The 17,140-nt window shown below is 41.6% G+C and carries 17 protein-coding genes and 1 pseudogene; 12 read left to right on the plus strand and 6 right to left on the minus strand.

The window, feature by feature from the left end:
• Window positions 1-160 precede the first annotated feature (160 nt).
• Both GBI16_RS15395 and GBI16_RS15400 read left to right on the plus strand, forming a co-directional pair.
• Window positions 161-1,780 (plus strand): oleate hydratase, encoded by a 1,620-nt coding sequence (locus GBI16_RS15395; RefSeq protein WP_151707394.1) that lies wholly within the window; start codon window positions 161-163, stop codon window positions 1,778-1,780.
• Between the two features lie 146 nt (window positions 1,781-1,926).
• Window positions 1,927-2,382, plus strand: a complete 456-nt coding sequence (locus GBI16_RS15400; protein ID WP_151707395.1) for a DIP1984 family protein — start codon at window positions 1,927-1,929, stop codon at window positions 2,380-2,382.
• 206 nt (window positions 2,383-2,588) lie between these two features.
• On the opposite strand, the gene GBI16_RS15405 is transcribed toward GBI16_RS15400, so the two are convergent.
• Complete coding sequence (locus GBI16_RS15405) at window positions 2,589-2,792, minus strand: NF038215 family lipoprotein (RefSeq protein ID WP_010326228.1); 204 nt, start codon at window positions 2,790-2,792, stop codon at window positions 2,589-2,591.
• A gap of 545 nt (window positions 2,793-3,337) precedes the next feature.
• Here GBI16_RS15405 and GBI16_RS15410 point away from each other — a divergent pair.
• The 5 genes from GBI16_RS15410 (at window position 3,338) to GBI16_RS15430 (ending at window position 8,938) form a co-directional block, all read left to right on the plus strand.
• Window positions 3,338-3,886 carry a TetR/AcrR family transcriptional regulator gene (locus tag GBI16_RS15410; protein ID WP_151707396.1) on the plus strand — a complete coding sequence of 183 codons (549 nt, stop codon included), beginning with the start codon at window positions 3,338-3,340 and terminating at the stop codon, window positions 3,884-3,886.
• Window positions 3,887-3,898: 12 nt separating this feature from the next.
• Entirely contained in the window at window positions 3,899-5,548 is a 1,650-nt protein-coding gene (locus GBI16_RS15415) for an MFS transporter (protein ID WP_151707397.1), read from the plus strand.
• 32 nt (window positions 5,549-5,580) lie between these two features.
• Complete coding sequence (locus tag GBI16_RS15420) at window positions 5,581-6,741, plus strand: HlyD family secretion protein (RefSeq protein ID WP_151707398.1); 1,161 nt, start codon at window positions 5,581-5,583, stop codon at window positions 6,739-6,741.
• 63 nt (window positions 6,742-6,804) lie between these two features.
• Complete coding sequence (locus GBI16_RS15425; RefSeq protein WP_151707399.1) at window positions 6,805-7,674, plus strand: 1-aminocyclopropane-1-carboxylate deaminase/D-cysteine desulfhydrase; 870 nt, start codon at window positions 6,805-6,807, stop codon at window positions 7,672-7,674.
• A gap of 64 nt (window positions 7,675-7,738) precedes the next feature.
• Complete coding sequence (locus GBI16_RS15430) at window positions 7,739-8,938, plus strand: NAD(P)/FAD-dependent oxidoreductase (protein ID WP_151707400.1); 1,200 nt, start codon at window positions 7,739-7,741, stop codon at window positions 8,936-8,938.
• Between the two features lie 21 nt (window positions 8,939-8,959).
• Here GBI16_RS15430 and GBI16_RS18710 read toward each other — a convergent pair whose 3' ends face one another.
• The 4 genes from GBI16_RS18710 to GBI16_RS15445 all read right to left on the minus strand — a co-directional run bounded on the left by GBI16_RS18710 (window position 8,960) and on the right by GBI16_RS15445 (window position 11,684).
• Complete coding sequence (locus GBI16_RS18710; RefSeq protein ID WP_171494572.1) at window positions 8,960-9,112, minus strand: hypothetical protein; 153 nt, start codon at window positions 9,110-9,112, stop codon at window positions 8,960-8,962.
• Between the two features lie 167 nt (window positions 9,113-9,279).
• Entirely contained in the window at window positions 9,280-9,471 is a 192-nt protein-coding gene (locus GBI16_RS15435) for a hypothetical protein (protein ID WP_151707401.1), read from the minus strand.
• Between the two features lie 61 nt (window positions 9,472-9,532).
• Window positions 9,533-11,239: a mechanosensitive ion channel gene (locus GBI16_RS15440; RefSeq protein ID WP_151707402.1), complete on the minus strand. Its 1,707-nt coding sequence runs from the start codon at window positions 11,237-11,239 to the stop codon at window positions 9,533-9,535.
• Window positions 11,240-11,405: 166 nt separating this feature from the next.
• On the minus strand, window positions 11,406-11,684 hold the full coding sequence (locus GBI16_RS15445) for a hypothetical protein (protein ID WP_086208541.1): 279 nt from the start codon (window positions 11,682-11,684) through the stop codon (window positions 11,406-11,408).
• Between the two features lie 284 nt (window positions 11,685-11,968).
• On the opposite strand from GBI16_RS15445, the gene GBI16_RS15450 reads away from it, so the two are divergent.
• From GBI16_RS15450 to GBI16_RS15470, 5 genes are all read left to right on the plus strand, one after another.
• Window positions 11,969-12,391, plus strand: a complete 423-nt coding sequence (locus tag GBI16_RS15450) for a hypothetical protein (protein ID WP_086208542.1) — start codon at window positions 11,969-11,971, stop codon at window positions 12,389-12,391.
• A gap of 538 nt (window positions 12,392-12,929) precedes the next feature.
• Entirely contained in the window at window positions 12,930-13,874 is a 945-nt protein-coding gene (locus GBI16_RS15455) for a transporter substrate-binding domain-containing protein (RefSeq protein WP_151707403.1), read from the plus strand.
• A 68-nt stretch (window positions 13,875-13,942) separates the two neighbouring features.
• Entirely contained in the window at window positions 13,943-14,686 is a 744-nt protein-coding gene (locus GBI16_RS15460) for an amino acid ABC transporter permease (protein WP_151707404.1), read from the plus strand.
• Window positions 14,686-15,369 (plus strand): ABC transporter permease subunit, encoded by a 684-nt coding sequence (locus tag GBI16_RS15465; protein ID WP_086208545.1) that lies wholly within the window; start codon window positions 14,686-14,688, stop codon window positions 15,367-15,369. The genes GBI16_RS15460 and GBI16_RS15465 overlap by 1 nt, the downstream gene beginning before the upstream one ends.
• 14 nt (window positions 15,370-15,383) lie before the next feature.
• Window positions 15,384-16,109: an amino acid ABC transporter ATP-binding protein gene (locus GBI16_RS15470; protein ID WP_171494573.1), complete on the plus strand. Its 726-nt coding sequence runs from the start codon at window positions 15,384-15,386 to the stop codon at window positions 16,107-16,109.
• A 68-nt stretch (window positions 16,110-16,177) separates the two neighbouring features.
• Here GBI16_RS15470 and GBI16_RS15475 read toward each other — a convergent pair.
• Window positions 16,178-16,889: pseudogene (locus GBI16_RS15475) on the minus strand (carbonic anhydrase).
• Window positions 16,890-17,140: the final 251 nt, after the last annotated feature.

The raw sequence follows: 17,140 nt of genomic DNA on the forward strand, positions 1-17,140 counted from the left end.
AAATAACCATTATCTACATATTTTTGATTACAAAATATAATGAGTGGATTGCTTCCCATTTCATACATTTTTCATATATAAAAAGACATACTATTTTTAAGGTTTTTCTAAACCAATTTTTTTACTTCATAATTTTTAACATCATAATTAAAGGTGAACCATGCAAAATAAGAAGCGCACCCCATTAGACGCGCAACAGTCCCATCTTTGGATTATTGGTGGTGGTATCGCAGGTATGGCTGCTGCTGCATTTGCAATCCGTGATGCCAAAGTCCCTGCCAAAAATATCCATATTTTAGAAGAACTCGATATTTCAGGTGGCTCGATGGACGGTGGACATACACCGCATGCCGCACAAGCTTGGGTAACACGTGGTGGGCGAATGCTGACCGATGAAACTTATTTGTGCCTGTGGGATTTATTTTCCAGTATTCCATCCTTAGAAAATCCAGACATTTCGGTGCGTGAAGAGTGTCGTGAGTTTAATGAAAAAGTGAAAACCCATGCCAATGCACGGTTGATTGATGCCGAACATGTCATTGCGGATGCAGCAAAACTTGGCCTGAATACGCTACATCGTGCACAAATGCTACGCTTATTGGCTTCAAAAGAAGAAAAAATTGGCAGCCGCCGCATAGATGAGTTTTTTGATGAAGCCTTTTTTGAAACCAATTTCTGGCGCATGTGGCGCACCACTTTCGCTTTTCAAAAATGGCACAGCGCAGCAGAGTTAAGACGCTATTTTTTACGTTTTATTCAAGAACTACCGCGTATTCATACTTTAGCAGGTGTGAAACGCACCAAGTACAACCAATATGATTCAATGATTCTGCCCTTACAGCGTTGGCTAGTCGCACAAGGTGTCGATGTGCGTTTTGGACACTATGTCACAGATGCAGACTTCATTACCAATGCTGAAACCCAAGAGCGCCATGCCTCGCGCCTATATGTACAATTGCCTGAAGGCACAGAGCAAATTAATCTGAAAGCCAATGATTTAGCCATTTTCACTTTAGGCTCTATTACCGCAGACTCGCGTTATGGTGGTAATCATGACGTACCTGCCCTCATTCGTAATCGAGAAGATCATGGCTGGACGCTTTGGGAAACGCTGGCACAAAAAGCCCCAGACTTTGGCCGTCCAATGACTTTTTATGGCAATGTCGATGAACATAAGTGGGAGTCATTTACTCTGACCATGAAAGATGACGTGCTACTTAAACGTATTATTGACTATACAGGCAATGAACCGGGTACAGGCGCACTGATGACTTGGTATGATTCGGGTTGGCATTTATCCATCGTGGTTCCTGCACAGCCACACTTTGCCGACTTACCTGAAGGTTTATATACCTTATGGGGCTACGGTTTCCAAATTGACCATATAGGCGATTACATCAAAAAACCAATGTCCGAAGCCACGGGGCAAGAAATTCTAACAGAGCTGATTAAACAACTCGGTTTTGAGGACATTTTAGATCATGTTTTGGCAACGACTGATGTTACTACCGCCATGATGCCATACGCCTCTGCCCTGTTTGCCTGCCGTAAACCGGGGGATCGTCCACAAGTGATTCCGCAAGGCTCACAAAACTTTGCTTTCCTTGGACAGTTTGTGGAAATTGAAGATGACGTGGTCTTTACTGTGGAATATTCAGTTCGTGGGGCGATGCTTGCCATTTATGAGTTCTTTGGGGTGGAACGTGACATCCCTGAAATTTACAATGGTCTGCTTGACCCAAAAGTGGGTTTAAAAGCTTTAGAAACAGTGTTCCACTAAATTTTTAATATATAGCGATAAGAGCACGCTTCTGTGCTCTTATCACTTTTAAGCAAAATGTCACTTCTTCGAATTACAAAACTCATTTGAAGCTTTGATCGCACAGATGCAGTATAAGATTCATCTAAAATTTTAAAAATAAAACTATGAAACTCGCCGAAGCACTTTTATTGCGTAGTGATTTACAAACCAAGCTCGCCTCTTTACAGCAACGGATCAACAATAATGTTTTGATCCAAGAAGGCGATGAACTGAGTGAAGACCCCAATGCACTGATGGGTGAGGCCTTTAGTGTAAATACAGAGTTACATCATCTGATTGAAAAAATTCATGCGACCAATGCTCAAGCTAAAACCAGCACAGGCCAATCCATGCTCAGTGTTTTAAACACACGTGATTTGCTCACTCAACAGCATCGTATTATCCAACAGGCCATCGACAGTTCACGACGTGAAAATGGTCGTTATAGTTCCAGTGAAATTCGCTGGGTTAAAACCATAGCAGTTGCAGACTTGCAAAAACAAGCCGATGCAATTAGCCAACAACTTAGGCAAAATAACTTAGAGATTCAAGCTTCAAATTGGCAAATCAAACTGATCTAGCCAATTTGAATAACAACAGTTTGGGCATATTGGGCGAGTACAAGGCCTTTTATACGTTTGTAAGGCTTTAATTCAACAAACGTTTGCAGGAAGTAAGACGTCTACTTCACATTTTCACAAATCTGACGTAGCACAATGCATCTTTTATACTGCACATCGCACCTTGCACCACCATGTACTGACAATATGCCTCCCTATTTTACATCTTAGTAGGCATCAGCCTGTGTAGGCGTTTTCTGATTAAAAGCCATTTCTTGTGATGGAAGTTTATAGTCACGATCATGCACAGGAACTCCGCCAATAATCATGGTACGAGCCTCAGTTCTAGGCTGATTCAAATCCTTTTTTGCATCACATGCAGTTAGCTGAGTGAGCAATAAAACCAATACTAGGGTAGATAAGGTTTTCATCATATCCCCTCATTTATCATTATTGTGCTTTCAGCATAGCACTTTTATTTTTCCAATCCTATCGACTTTGTTACAACTCTTATCTATCTACATGATGGTTCTGTGCGTATTTTTTTATTTCAAGAAAAATCAATCATTCGTTTATAAAACAATAATATAAATGATTTAAGTTAACCAAAATTCGATTTAAATATTTATCCGACGTATTGAAAAAACTATCTTGGCGGAGTCTTATCTTGTTTTATTCAATTTCTTCATCAGCCTGTGGCTCGCCCTACTTTTGTTTCGATAAAAGTAGGCAAAACCATTGTGATCTGCAAAACCTGTTCATTCCTTGGATTTATTCAAATATAGCGAATAAAACATTATCTTATTTACACCATGCAGGTTGCAGATGACGTTTCCGAGTCGCCTATTTCTTATCGAAATTAGATTAAATTAGAAAAAGACAAACTGATTTACAAAATCTTACAGGATTAAATATTTACAACGGACACTTTTGTCCGTTAAATAATAGCACTCCCAAATCAAATGAAATAATCACCATGACCAGTCGTCAACAGCGTGCTGCACAAAACCGTGAGGAATTGCTGGAAGCTGCGGTTCAGGTTTTTCGTACACACGGAATCAATGCTCCCTTACAAATAATCATTGATACAGCCAATGTCGGGCGGGCGACGTTTTATCGTAATTTTGATGACCGTCGTGCCTTGGTGATTGCACTCATGGAACAAGCTTTGGAACGTCTCGCTGTTCGTGCGGCAGCGTTTTCTCAGTATGAAGATGGTTTTATTCGTTTAATTGAAAACCATGTTTATAACTTGCCCTATTTAACCGCACTGATGGAATATTGGCGGGTGATTGAGCGTGATGATCCCGTCATGGTCGATATTTACGCACGCCGTGATGCCATTTTACAACCTTTGATTGATCAAGCGATTTGCCACGGCGTATGCCGCCCCGATTTGACTACCCAAGATTACGCCATGATTACAGCGATTTTAAGGACTTCATTTCAAGGGCTGACCAATCTAGAGCAACAACAACTTGCACAACGTGCGATTGAGCTCTTACTCAACGGTATTCGGGCATAAAGGTCACCACTCATGACACAGCCACTGCGTTTACTCGAACCTGCACCAAACTGGACAGCCGAAGAAAAACCAACTCTGCCCGGCTCTCCTGCCGTGATCGCGCACTCCACACCTAAGCGCTTCATATATTTTTTTATTGGCTTATTTGTCGCACTGTCTGCAAGTCTCAGTAACGGTTTCATTACTGCAAATTTACCCTTAATTCAAGGTGAATATGGACTCACACCCTCTGAGGTAGCATGGATCCCCGCAGCTTATGTGATGGCTAATGTCAGTGCGAACCTGATTCTGTTTAAAGCCCGCCAGCAATATGGTCTTCGCCTATTTTCTGAAATAGGCCTACTGATTTTTATTGTAGTTTTAGTTTTACACGTCTTTGTACATACCTTTGAAATGGCTGTACTGGTGCGTTTTATTAGCGGCATGGTTGCAGCACCGCTCAGCTCTTTAGGCATGTATTACATTATGCAGGCTTTTAAGCGAGAAAATTTTGGTCGCAGTATCTATTTAGCTTTAGGCTTCCAACAGCTTGGTATTCCCTTAGCATGGATCATTTCTCCCTATCTTATTGACGTCAATAACTGGAATGTCCTATATACCTTTGAAATTGGTTTAGCCCTGTGCTGTTTTGCAATGGTGGTATCGCTTAAATTACCCCGCAGTTTAAGAATTGCTGTTTTTGAAAAGCAGGACTTCTTCACCTTTGCCCTGCTTGCGCCCGGTTTTGCCTTTTTGTGTATTGTACTGACCCAAGGACCTATCTTGTGGTGGTTTGAGGTGAAATGGTTGGCCTATTTACTCATTGCAGGGTTCAGCCTAATTGTGATTGGTTTGGTCTATGAGCATTATCGGGTCAATCCACTGATTATGACACGTTGGCTAGGAACATCATCCACGCTTCGTTTTATCATTGGTGCCTTTGCAATACGTTTCTTAATGTCGGAGCAAAGTTATGCTGCCGTGAGTTTTCTCAAAACGATGGGTATGGGCCCCGATCAATTTGTCCCGCTCTATGTGGTGATCTTTTTAGGCATTGTGTCTGGAACCTTATTTAGTGCCATCACTTTTTCACGTGAACGGATTATTTGGCACCTACTGTTAGCAGAAGCTTTGGTATTAATTGCTTGCGGGCTAGATTTTCACCTCACCAGCGATATTCGCCCTTCCAACCTCTACGGCAGTCAGTTTTTGGTAGGCTTTGCCAGTGGTGTATTTATTGGTCCACTCTTAATCACGGGTATCTTAAGTGCCATGCAAAAAGGCCCTACCCATATTGTCACGTTCATTGTTTTATTTTCAGCGACTCAAACATTTGGTGGCTTAGTCGGTTCATCCTTTTACTCCACCTATCAACAAGTCCGAACCCAGAGCTATCGTGCTGAAATGATTCAACAACTCCCCGAAACCAATCCGTTGATTGCACAGCGTCTTTTAGCGTATCAACAAAGTTCGCATAGTTACACGCTCGATCAGCAGTTAGAGCAACAACAAGCCTTAAAAAATTTAAATCAAGTGGTAACTCGAGAAGCCCAAGTACGTGCCTATAACGATGTGATTAGCTTCAATGGCGTTATTGCCATGCTGCTGTTGCTATGGGGGACATTCCTGATTGCACGGAATCAATATCAACTGCGGCAACAGGCGAAAATCGGTCCTGCCTAATGCCACTGCTCCCTATTTATTGAGAAATTGTTATGTCTGATGATCAAAAACCCGTAGCTCCCGCTGAAACAACTGCAACGACTGAAAATACCGCTCAGCCTGAACAGCCCGTGGCAGCAGAAACACCGATTACGCCGCCTTCAAGTAAATTAATTCCAACAGCGAAACGTACCTTGATTTTGATGTTTTTAGTACTCATCATCGGGATCGGCATCATCTTGTGGGCATGGAAAATTGGGCCATTTGATAGCGATATTGAGTCAACAGACAATAGCTATGTCAAAGGCAAAACTACAGTGCTTTCTTCGCAAATTAATGGCTATGTCAAAGATGTGCTGGTCAGTGATTTTGATCACGTCAAAAAAGGACAGGTGTTGATGCATATTGATGCCACCACCTATGACCAAAAAGTCACACAGGCTGAAGCAGGCGTCGATCAAGCCCAAAATAACCTCTCCAATCAAAGCCAAAATATTGCACAGCGTAAAGCCGATATTGTCGCGGCAGAAGCCAAAGTGGAACAAGCGCGAGCAGCGTACCAACTGTCATTAGCACAACAACAGCGCTATCAACAGTTAGGCGACTCTGGCGCAGCATCTAAATCGGAACAAGACAAAGCCTTTGCCGATACCCAAAATAATTTAGCCTTACTGCAACAAGCACAGGCCAATGTTTTGGTGGCCAAAGAAGCGCTCAAAACCGCACAAGTGGCTGAAACAGGACTTAAAGCACAAGTGACCAATGCCGCTGCGCAACTGGATCAAGCCAAAACCACCAAAAACTACAGCAGTATTACCGCCCCGATGGATGGACAACTGGGTGACGTCAATCCACGTGTGGGACAATATGTAGCAGCAGGCACACAGTTGCTCTATCTGATTCCGCAGCAAACTTGGGTCACGGCGAACTTTAAAGAGACCCAAATTGCCAACATGAAAATTGGACAAAAAGCATGGTTCACGGTGGATGCCCTCAATCATCAAAAATTTACAGGTCATGTCGAGCAAATTTCCCCAGCAGCGGGCTCAGAGTTCAGTGTGCTTAAAGCAGATAATGCGACAGGCAACTTTACCAAAGTGGTACAACGCATTGCGGTACGGATTGCAATTGATCCGAATCAAACAGGCATTGAAAATTTACGCCCTGGCATGTCCGTGATTAGTTCAGTCGATACCCGATCTGCACAGCATTAATCCTGTGCAGAAACCAAGACTTTTCACTTACACTATGCACTCAACCTGATTGATTAAAGCCCTATGTTTGAACAGATTGCGCAGTCCATTCCCTATCAGCACATCAGCGTTGGCGGGATTAATATCAGCATCAAACGTTTAGACCTAGTCCATCCACACATTTCAGGCAATAAATTTTTTAAACTGAAATACAACCTGTTAGTGGCACAGCAACAAGGCTATAAAAAACTGCTGACTTTTGGTGGTGCCTATTCCAATCATATTGCCGCGACAGCCTATGCAGCGCAGTTATTGGGTTTTGAGAGTCTGGGCATTATTCGAGGTGAAGAGCTAGCTAGTAAAGCTTTGAATGCAACTTTAAGTACAGCACAGCAATTCGGCATGCAATTGCAGTTTGTGACGCGAGAAACCTATCGGCAAAAGCAAAGCTCAGCCTACTTAGCACGGTTACAACAAGATTATCCTGATTATTATGTGATTCCTGAAGGGGGCACCAATCCTCTTGCCATTCAAGGCTGTACAGAAATTCTCTCTGATGCGGATCGACAAAATTTCGATCTGATTTGCTGTGCCGTGGGTACAGGTGGCACCATTGCAGGTCTGATTGAAGCCAGTCATTCGCAGCAGCAAATTTTGGGCTTTTCCGCACTCAAAGGTGATTTTTTGAGTCGAGAGATAAAGCAACTGACTGAAAAAGAGAATTGGCAAATTACCGATCAATATTGCTGTGGCGGTTATGCCAAAACTACGCCTGAACTACTGCAATTTATTCAAGACTTTGAACAGCAATATGACATTCCACTGGAACAAATTTACACAGGCAAAATGCTGTTAGGTTTAAGCGATTTAATTCAACAAGGTACATTTTCCATAGATCATCGTATTTTGGTGATTCATTCAGGTGGACTGCAAGGTCGTTCAGCAGTACTTTAGATAGTCCTGAAAAAGCAAAAAAGATGGTCTATAATGCCCTGCTTTATTCTCCCGTGAGTGTGTCATGTCCGCAAATCAATATGATGTCTTAGTTTTAGGTGCAGGTGCATCTGGCTTAATGACAGCCTATATGGCAGCTCAACGTGGACGTAAAGTGGTGGTGGTAGAAAAAGCCAATAAAGTCGGTAAAAAAATTCTCATGTCGGGTGGTGGTAAATGTAACTTTACCAACCTCTATGTCGAACCCAGCAACTTTATTTCGCATAATCCACACTTTGTGATTTCAGCCCTCACTCGCTATACCAATTGGGACTTTATTGGCCTAGTTTGTGAATACGGGATTGAATATGAAGAACGTAAACACGGTCAGCTGTTCACCCTAAAAGGTGCCAAAGAAATTTTAGCCATGCTGTTGAGCGAGTGTGAAAAGACAGGTTTGGTCGAGATTAAAACCAACTGTGAAGTGAAAGCTATCACCGCACTCGATGAACAAGGTTTTCAAATTGCCACGACACTGGGGTATTTTGAAACCGAATCTGTGGTGATTGCATCGGGTGGTTTATCTATACCGACCTTAGGGGGATCAGGGATTGGCTATGAAATTGCAAAGCAATTTGGTCATCATGTTTATCCAACTCGCGCAGGTTTAGTACCTTTCACCTTTTCAGATAGTTTTAAAGAAGTGACCACACGCTTAAGTGGCAACGCAGTCGATGCAACTTTATCAAATGACTTAAACGCTTTCACCGAAGCGCTTTTATTTACTCATCGTGGGCTCAGTGGGCCAAGCTCGCTGCAACTGTCGAATTACTGGGATGTAGGGCAAAGTTTTAAAATTGACTTCCTACCAAGTGTGGATGTGAACGACTACTTAAAAGCCAAGAAACACAGTCAACCCAAAGCCCTACTGCGCACTTTAATGGGTGAACATTTCCCGAAAAGTGTAGTGGTTGAACTACAAAACCTGATTTGGCCTGAATTGGCTGAAACAGCGATTGGCCAACTGTCAGATGAAAAACTGGAGCACATTGCAACGCGCATACATGCGTTTGAAGTCAAACCATCAGGAACCGAAGGCTACCGTACCGCTGAGGTGACTTTAGGTGGTGTAGATACCACGGAAGTGTCCTCGAAAACGATGGAAAGTAAAAAGCAAAAAGGCTTGTACTTTGTTGGTGAAATACTGGATGTCACAGGACATTTGGGTGGTTTCAACTTCCAATGGGCATGGTCATCTGCACATGCCGCATCAGAATATGTCTAAGCCATCTGCTTAAACGATAAATTATTCTAAATAGTCCGTGCGTAGCAGTACGCACTGCTTTTGCTTCTGCTGACGAGCAAGCGCTAAGTCCATTTTCGCAATCGCAATTTGCACATGGCTAAGTTCAGTCACGGTACGGCGCAACATCAATGTCTTTTTTAATATTTTCATCATTGGTTTTTCCTTGTGTATGTACAATTTATCAAAATAAATTGTGAAATATTCATCAATTCATATTTCAAAGTATAGGCATCTAAGTATTTCTAATTTATGAAATATCCATATTTCACATGCATTAAACATACCAAATTAAATGCCATTCAACACTATATACTTTTGTATTATTTTTCATCATCCTTTTCAGTCACTACTCGCTCAGAAGATTGCGCAGGAAGCATCTCTGACGCTGTGGATTGCTTAGCTTCTGCTTTCGGCTTCGCAAAGACAAACTTATAAGCACTCACGAAAAATCCAACGGTAATGCCTGCAATAATAATGGGCGCAAAATATTTATTTGGGGCTTTTTTTAACATCGTTTACTCCAATAAAAAAAACACCAACCACTATCAGCGGTTGGTGTTTAGTATAATTGACTTAGTCTGGATCTTTGGGGTGAACATCAATATCTTGCTCAGCTTCACCCGTTGAGCCAAAAGGTTTATTTAAAGGTTTATGCGCAGGATCAACTTCTGCGGTGGTCGGAATATCATCAGCATGTTGATATTCTTCTGCAACTGTTGGTGCATCCATTTGCTCTTTCAGTGAAGCATGCTCTTCTTTGCCTTGTGCGGACTGCGTGCTATCAGCTTTTGCCTGATACAATGGATTCGGTTGCGTACCTTCTTTTTTGGCTTTATCTAACAAGTCGGTCAAAACCCGTTCCGCAGGTTGACGTCCACCCAGACCAAAAGCCAATGCAAAAGCAATGGCAACTGCGCCAAGCGTTAAACCAAAGGCTAAGTTTACGATCGAATCTGCGATACCCATGGCACGCAAGCCCATTGCCAACACCAAGCCAATGATCAAGACACGAACAATGTTCGCTACCCAACGAGAACTATTGTATTCTCCACGTTCAATCACCTGTGCAACCAAGTTCGCCAGCCAGAAGCCCACGCCCAGAATGACTGCACCCAACAGGATGTTTGCACCAAACTGGATAAACATCGCAATCAAACCACTGATCTGCTCAAAGCCGAGTCGATTTGCTGCTTCAGAAACTGCAAATAACATGGTAAAGAACACGATGAAGTAACCCACAACGCAAGATGCTTTGGTGTTCCCTAAGAAACGTTGTAAGCCAACTTTGCTTGGAATGTCATCTACACCTGTTCCCGACAAGACTTCCACCACAAGGTTTGCGACAAAACGAGACACCACATAGGCCAAAATTAAAATCAATGCCGCCGCAATAATATGCGGAATTGCATTCATGATTTCATACAACATGGCGGTTGCAGGTTGAGAAATGGCATCAATCCCTAAAGCTTCAAAAGCGATAATCAGAGCCGTGATAATGACGATTGCAAAAACAAAAGATCCGAGCACTTTAGCCAAATCTGAGTTTTTAAACAGTCCTAATTTTTCAACCTGTTTTTGTACATCTAGGCTTCTCAATAAACCCTCAATAATGCCACGTACAATTTTTGCTAGAATATAACCCGCAAAAATAATCACACCTGCAATAAAGATATTCGGCAGATACAATACGGCTTCATTGACCATATTTTGGATAGGGAAAAGCAGCCCAGTGAGACCGAGTATCGACAGTACAATAGGCAAAAACAGCAAGAGAATTAACCAATAAACAATTTCACTGATATTTTGGCTGAGCGTGCTGACTCCGACATCTTGACTGAGCTTTTCATCTAACTGGGTACGATCCAATCCTTTTTGTAAACCTACTTTGACCAGATTGGCCACAATCCAGCCAATAAAACCGACCGCAATAGCAGCAAGCAATTGAGGGATAAACAATAGGAATTGCTGAACCATATTGCTAAATGGCCCACTCACACTGGTGAGATTAAGCACATTGAGTGCGCCAATCACCGCAATAATCAAAATCAGCCAAAACACAACACGGGAAACAATATTTTCAATATTTGAACGATGCCCTGTGGCACTCGATAGTTTTTGATTGGTGCCCAGTTTGGTTAAGACTTTTTTCACAGCACCTGCAATGAGCAAGGCAATAATCCAACCAATGATCAGAATTGCGATTGCAGACAGAATAGGATGAAACTGATCCCAATAATACATCGCATCAAATCGACCTTGATGCCCTACATAATCATTCATCTTGTTCTCCCTCTTGTTATGTCTAGATCTTCGCCAAGTACACCTTCAACATTCAATTGAGTTCTCTAGAGTAATCTTAGCCAATATATCAATGAGAAGTGGATTTTATTTTTTGTAATGATTCTTAAAGAAAACCCCTGTTGATGCACAAGGGTTTTCACCACCTTTAACGGTCTGTTGCTGTTGCGGTATTGCTATCTGTTGCTACCGCTTCATCACTCGTGGTCGTTGTGGCAGTATTATTTGAGCTTGCAACTGCTGTCGTTGCATTAGGATGTCCTGGTGGTGCATCAGCCTTATTCGGCTGACGATCTGCAAACATATAAAGTAATAATGCAATGAAAAAGATGCCAACCAACGCCAGCATATACACTGGCACGCGTTTTTTCTTTTGCCGCTCCTCTGGCGTTTGAACATGGGGCGGTTTACTGAAATCATGTGTCATAGCTCCCCCGCATTTCTATTATCAAGTTGTCGAATTTTTATACTAACAAGTGCTTGTGTAGCATTGTGTTTCAAAGCATAGTGAGATAGTAAACAAACAAATCTCAAACTATTAAATATTTGTTTTATAAGCATTTAAAAACTATAGGCGTATAACTTTTTAAGCTTTCAAAACCAAGGAAATGGCATTTCTATAAAGCATGGGCAAAAAGAGTCTGTCTAAAGGTCTTCTTGAGCTCAATTTGCGCTATAATCACGCACCTTGTTTTAGCTGTTTTGGACTTTATGGCATATCGTCAACAAAGTGTAACGCTTGATTTAGACACTGATGTTACGCACCAATGTCATGTGCATTTCACTCGCGATCAACACCTCATTGGTATAATTGAATTTTCTAAGCCAAGTTACATTCTCAAATGGGGCGATTTAGAGTTTTTCCGTCGTCGCACTGAAGAATTTTCTGTGATGCCGTTTCCTGAATGTATCAATGCCATGATCATTGATATTCGAAATGTGCAAGCCTTTTTAGACAATGAAACGCCGATTATTCCTTGGCGTTTACTCGAAGAAGAATGTCCAATACGTCTTGTTGTACCTCAAGATCGCTTAGATCATTATATCGGGTTATTTGAGCCAACATGGTTGACGACCGATATTGAAACAGCCATTTCTGAAATCCGTGAATATATGGATATGTTTGTTCACTAAAATTCTAACTTCAAACTTTAGCTCAGTGCGATTACTCAACTTAAAATCATCCCATGTAATCGCCTTAGTGACTTGTAATCGTTATCAAAATTTCATACGTGTTTCGCTCATACTGCTTGCAACTTGGTAAAAGCATCTTTTTAAAATTTAAGCTTCTTTTTTTAATTTATCTTTATAAACTCTACTTATCCCATTATATCCCCGCACACTGTGAGATGATAAAAAGCGTGTTGTGAGGCTCCTGAATTATTAGACATTCGCCTAATATGATTTAAAAAAATATTAAAATGGCATGCATTATGCTTAATTTCCTTTGTAATATCAGAGGAATATAACTATGCCCTAATTCAATGCATTATTAACAAAATATTAAAAATCCCACTTGAGCAGTAAAAGCAATCTCGATTAAGATGCAGACTAAGCTGTAAAAAAAACACCATAAAAAGAACATCTTTTGCACAGAATAAAGCTTTATCCCAATTCTGACGTTTTTAATAAAAACAATGCAATTGATGCTGCAAACAAAAGGAGTTTGTACATGACCATGCAACGTAATCTTTCTGCCCTATTTTGTGCAAGTGCACTTGCGCTGAGCCTCAGTGCATGTAGCGATAACAAAGCCCCTGCAACAGATGTCGCTAGCACTGGTGCTGATGCTTCACAGTCAGGCACTTTAGATAAGATTAAAAAATCAGGAACCATTGTTTTAGGTTACCGTGATTCTTCCATTCCATTCTCCTATATCGCAGACAACCCAAACCAACCAGTCGGCTACGCACATGATTTACAGCTCAAAGTGGTTGACGCTGTTAAACAAAAGCTGAATATGCCTGATTTAAAAGTTCGCTATAACTTAGTCACCAGCCAAAACCGTATTCCTTTGGTTTCAAATGGTACTGTTGACCTTGAGTGTGGTTCAACCACAAACAACAAAGAACGTCAGCAACAAGTAGACTTTTCGGTAGGTTTCTTTGAAGTGGGCTCGCGCTTACTCACTGCGACAAATTCGGGAATCAAAGATTTTGCTGACCTAAAAGGCAAAAAGCTTGTGACCACAGCAGGTACAACATCTGAGCGCTATATCCGCCAACATGAAAAAGAACTCGGGATTGGTGAAGTCATTTCTGCTAAAGACCATGCTGAATCTTTCTTGATGCTTCAAAGTGGTCGTGCTGCTGCGTTTATGATGGATGACATTTTACTTGCGGGTGAAAAATCAAAAGCCAAAGATCCAAACAACTGGCACATTGTCGGTACAGCACCAATTCAAGAAGTCTATGGCTGTATGTTGCGTAAAGGCGACACAGGCTTTAAGCAAGTCGTAGATGATGCCATTAAAGCCACCTATAGTTCTGGTGAAATTAACAAGATGTACAACAAATGGTTTGAACAGCCAATTCCACCGAAAAACATTAACCTGAATTTTGCTATGTCAGACCAACTTAAAGCCTTAATTGCAAACCCACATGACCGTGATCAGTAATAGATAAACGAGAAATTAATGTTCACTCAGGCAAAGTTTCTTTGCCTGACCTATTTTAGGGGATTGTCATGAATTATAGCTGGAACTGGGGCGTCCTTTGGCAATCCACAGGCGTCGGAGATAGCACCTATCTCAGTTGGATTTTGATTGGTTTAGGCTGGCTATTTGTTATTGCTATTGTGGCTTGGAGCATTGCCATGGTGCTTGGAAGCATTCTCGGCATTATGCGAACGCTTCCGAATAAAACTGCTCGTGCCATCGGCACAGCTTATGTCACCATTTTCCGTAATGTACCACTCTTGATCCAATTGTTTATTTGGTTCTATGTAGTTCCAAACTTCCTACCAGGGCCAATCAAATCATGGTGGATCAATGATTTAAGTGCGGGTACAACTGCGCTCATTTCAGCCAGTATCGGTCTTGGACTATTTACTGCAGCACGGGTCTGCGAGCAAGTCCGCACAGGCATTGAAGCCTTACCTACAGGACAGATCAATGCAGGTTATGCCATGGGTTTTAGTACTGCACAACTATATCGCTATGTCATTTTACCGCAGTCCTTCCGTACGATTTTGCCACCACTGAGTTCAGAGCTGACCAACTGTGTTAAAAATACTTCTGTGGCCTCTTTAGTTGGGGTCTCAGAGATTATTTCGCAGATGAAAACCATCAGCGAATATACGCAAAACACCATCGAAATCTATACCTATGTCACGCTTATTTTCATCGTTATCAACGTGTGCTTAATTACCTTAATGACGCTGCTTGAAAAACGTTTACGTGTCCCAGGTTTAATTGCAGGAGCTAAATAATGGAATGGCTCACCGCATTTACCCATGATTTGCAGTTATCTGCACCTGCCCTATGGCATGGTTTAAGCATCACTTTAAAAGTGGTCATCATCGCCACCATTGGCGGTATTTTCATTGGTACTCTATTAGCACTGATGCGTTTGTCTTCTATTCGCATCCTGAATTTAATTGCCCAAGGTTATGTCAATTTATTCCGCTCGATTCCACTCCTGTTGGTATTGATGTGGTTCTACTTTGCTGTACCGTTCATCTACACCACAGTCACGGGAAATTATCTGACCATTGATACCGCTTTGGTCTCCAGTATTGTGGCGTTCATGTTGTTTGAAGCGGCTTATTTCTCGGAAATTGTCCGTGCAGGGATTCAGTCCATTCCTAGAGGGCAATCTGCCGCAGCTTATGCCCTAGGGATGACCTATGGCCAATCTATGCGCTTAATTATCCTGCCACAAGCCTTTCGTAAAATGACACCGCTACTGTTACAACAAACCATTATCTTGTTCCAAGACTCAACCATGGTGTATGCCATTGGCTTACTGGACTTCTTCCGCACTAACTACGTGCGTGGCGATTTGATGTCTCTATTAACACAATATATTTTATTTGCAGGCTTGGTGTATTTCACCATCAGTATGCTAGCCACATATGCAGTAAAACGATTACAAAGGAGGTTAAGCGTATGAGCGACCAAAAAGTAATGATTGACCTCCAAAATGTCAGTAAATGGTATGGCGATTTTCAAGTTTTAACCGATTGCACAACACAAATTTGCCAAGGTGAAGTCGTGGTAGTCTGTGGCCCATCAGGCTCAGGCAAATCGACCCTAATTAAAACAGTGAATGGACTGGAAGCTTTTCAACAAGGCCAAATCACGGTTGATGGAATTCCGATTAAAGACCCAAAAACAGATTTGACCAAATTACGCAGTCGCGTGGGTATGGTGTTTCAGCACTTTGAACTGTTTCCACACTTAAGCATTACGGAAAATTTGACCATTGCCCAAATTAAAGTATTGGGCCGCTCTGAAGCTGACGCGAAAAAGAAAGGCTTAGGCTATTTAGAGCGGGTTGGGCTGAGTGCACATGCTCATAAATTTCCAGCACAACTTTCAGGTGGACAACAACAACGTGTCGCTATCGCCCGTGCACTTAGTATGGACCCGATTGCCATGCTGTTTGATGAGCCGACATCTGCGCTTGACCCTGAAATGATTAATGAAGTTCTTGATGTGATGGTCGAACTGGCACATGAAGGCATGACCATGATGTGTGTCACCCATGAAATGGGTTTTGCCCGCCAAGTGGCCAATCGTGTGCTGTTTATGGATCAAGGTAAAATTGTCGAAGACTGTAGTAAAGATGAATTCTTTAATACTAAACGTGGGGATCGTGCTCAACAGTTCTTAGACAAGATCTTGCACTAGCATAGAGACGTGTTATCCCACCTTAAAAAAAAGCAGGTCAAACGATCTGCTTTTTTTAAACTTAGATTCTAGTCTAAAACCAAACGTGCATTGATGGCTTGAACAGGACGGTTATTCGGATACCCTATCAGTGCAGCGAATTTTGCGATTTGCTGCGCTGATGCCTGTTGTATATCTTTTAAGACCACTCAACGTACACTCTCAGTACACGGTGGTGTCGTAAGTGAACCATTAAAACGATAGTAGCCATGTGTCGCGGGTAAAAATTCATTCGCTCTCAAACTTAACCCTTTCTTTGATTGTCTTGGTTGCCATAGCCGTTCCAGTGTTAAATTCTTTTTGCCTGCTTCATACATTACCGCAACCACGGCCAACTCACCTTTTTCAGAAGCATGAACTAAATGTAATTCCATGGGAAAGCTTTTCCCTTTGATCATATTTTCTGAGGGGCTGTGTAGATGCATTTGCAATAATTGAAATCGTTCACCCTCTAAACTTAAATAACTACCTTGATGAAAATTGATTTGTACCGTATGGGGAAGTTGCACAATATTGCTGGCAGAAGTTTTATAGTTAAAATGAAGTGCTGCGAGTTCTGCTGAAATCACACGTTCTATATTAATAGGTGATTGATTATATCCCGCACATGCTTGATATTGGGGATTCAACTGACTCCAGTGCTTTTTCTGCTTGATAGCCCCAATCTGATGTTAACTCACTGGCTGACCAACCCACCACACAGGGAAACCCAAACAATGCTGCTATTATTTTATACTTCATATTCCTTCATCAAAAAATAGATCTCAAATGATCCAATATCCTCCATGAATTGACTAGGCTCCAGCAAAACTAAAAATGACATTTCAAACAGATTTTTTCATGTTTTGTTTCAGTGCTGTAAGGATTTAGACAAAACAACAATACCTCTTTCGATTAAGCTTTTTATTTATTTTTTTAATCTCGACCCTAAAATTGAAATGATCATATATGACAAAAATTACAATTAATAACATTTAGTTATGTGAATTTTC

The organism is Acinetobacter sp. TUM15064 (genome assembly GCF_008980265.1).
GTDB lineage: Bacteria > Pseudomonadota > Gammaproteobacteria > Pseudomonadales > Moraxellaceae > Acinetobacter.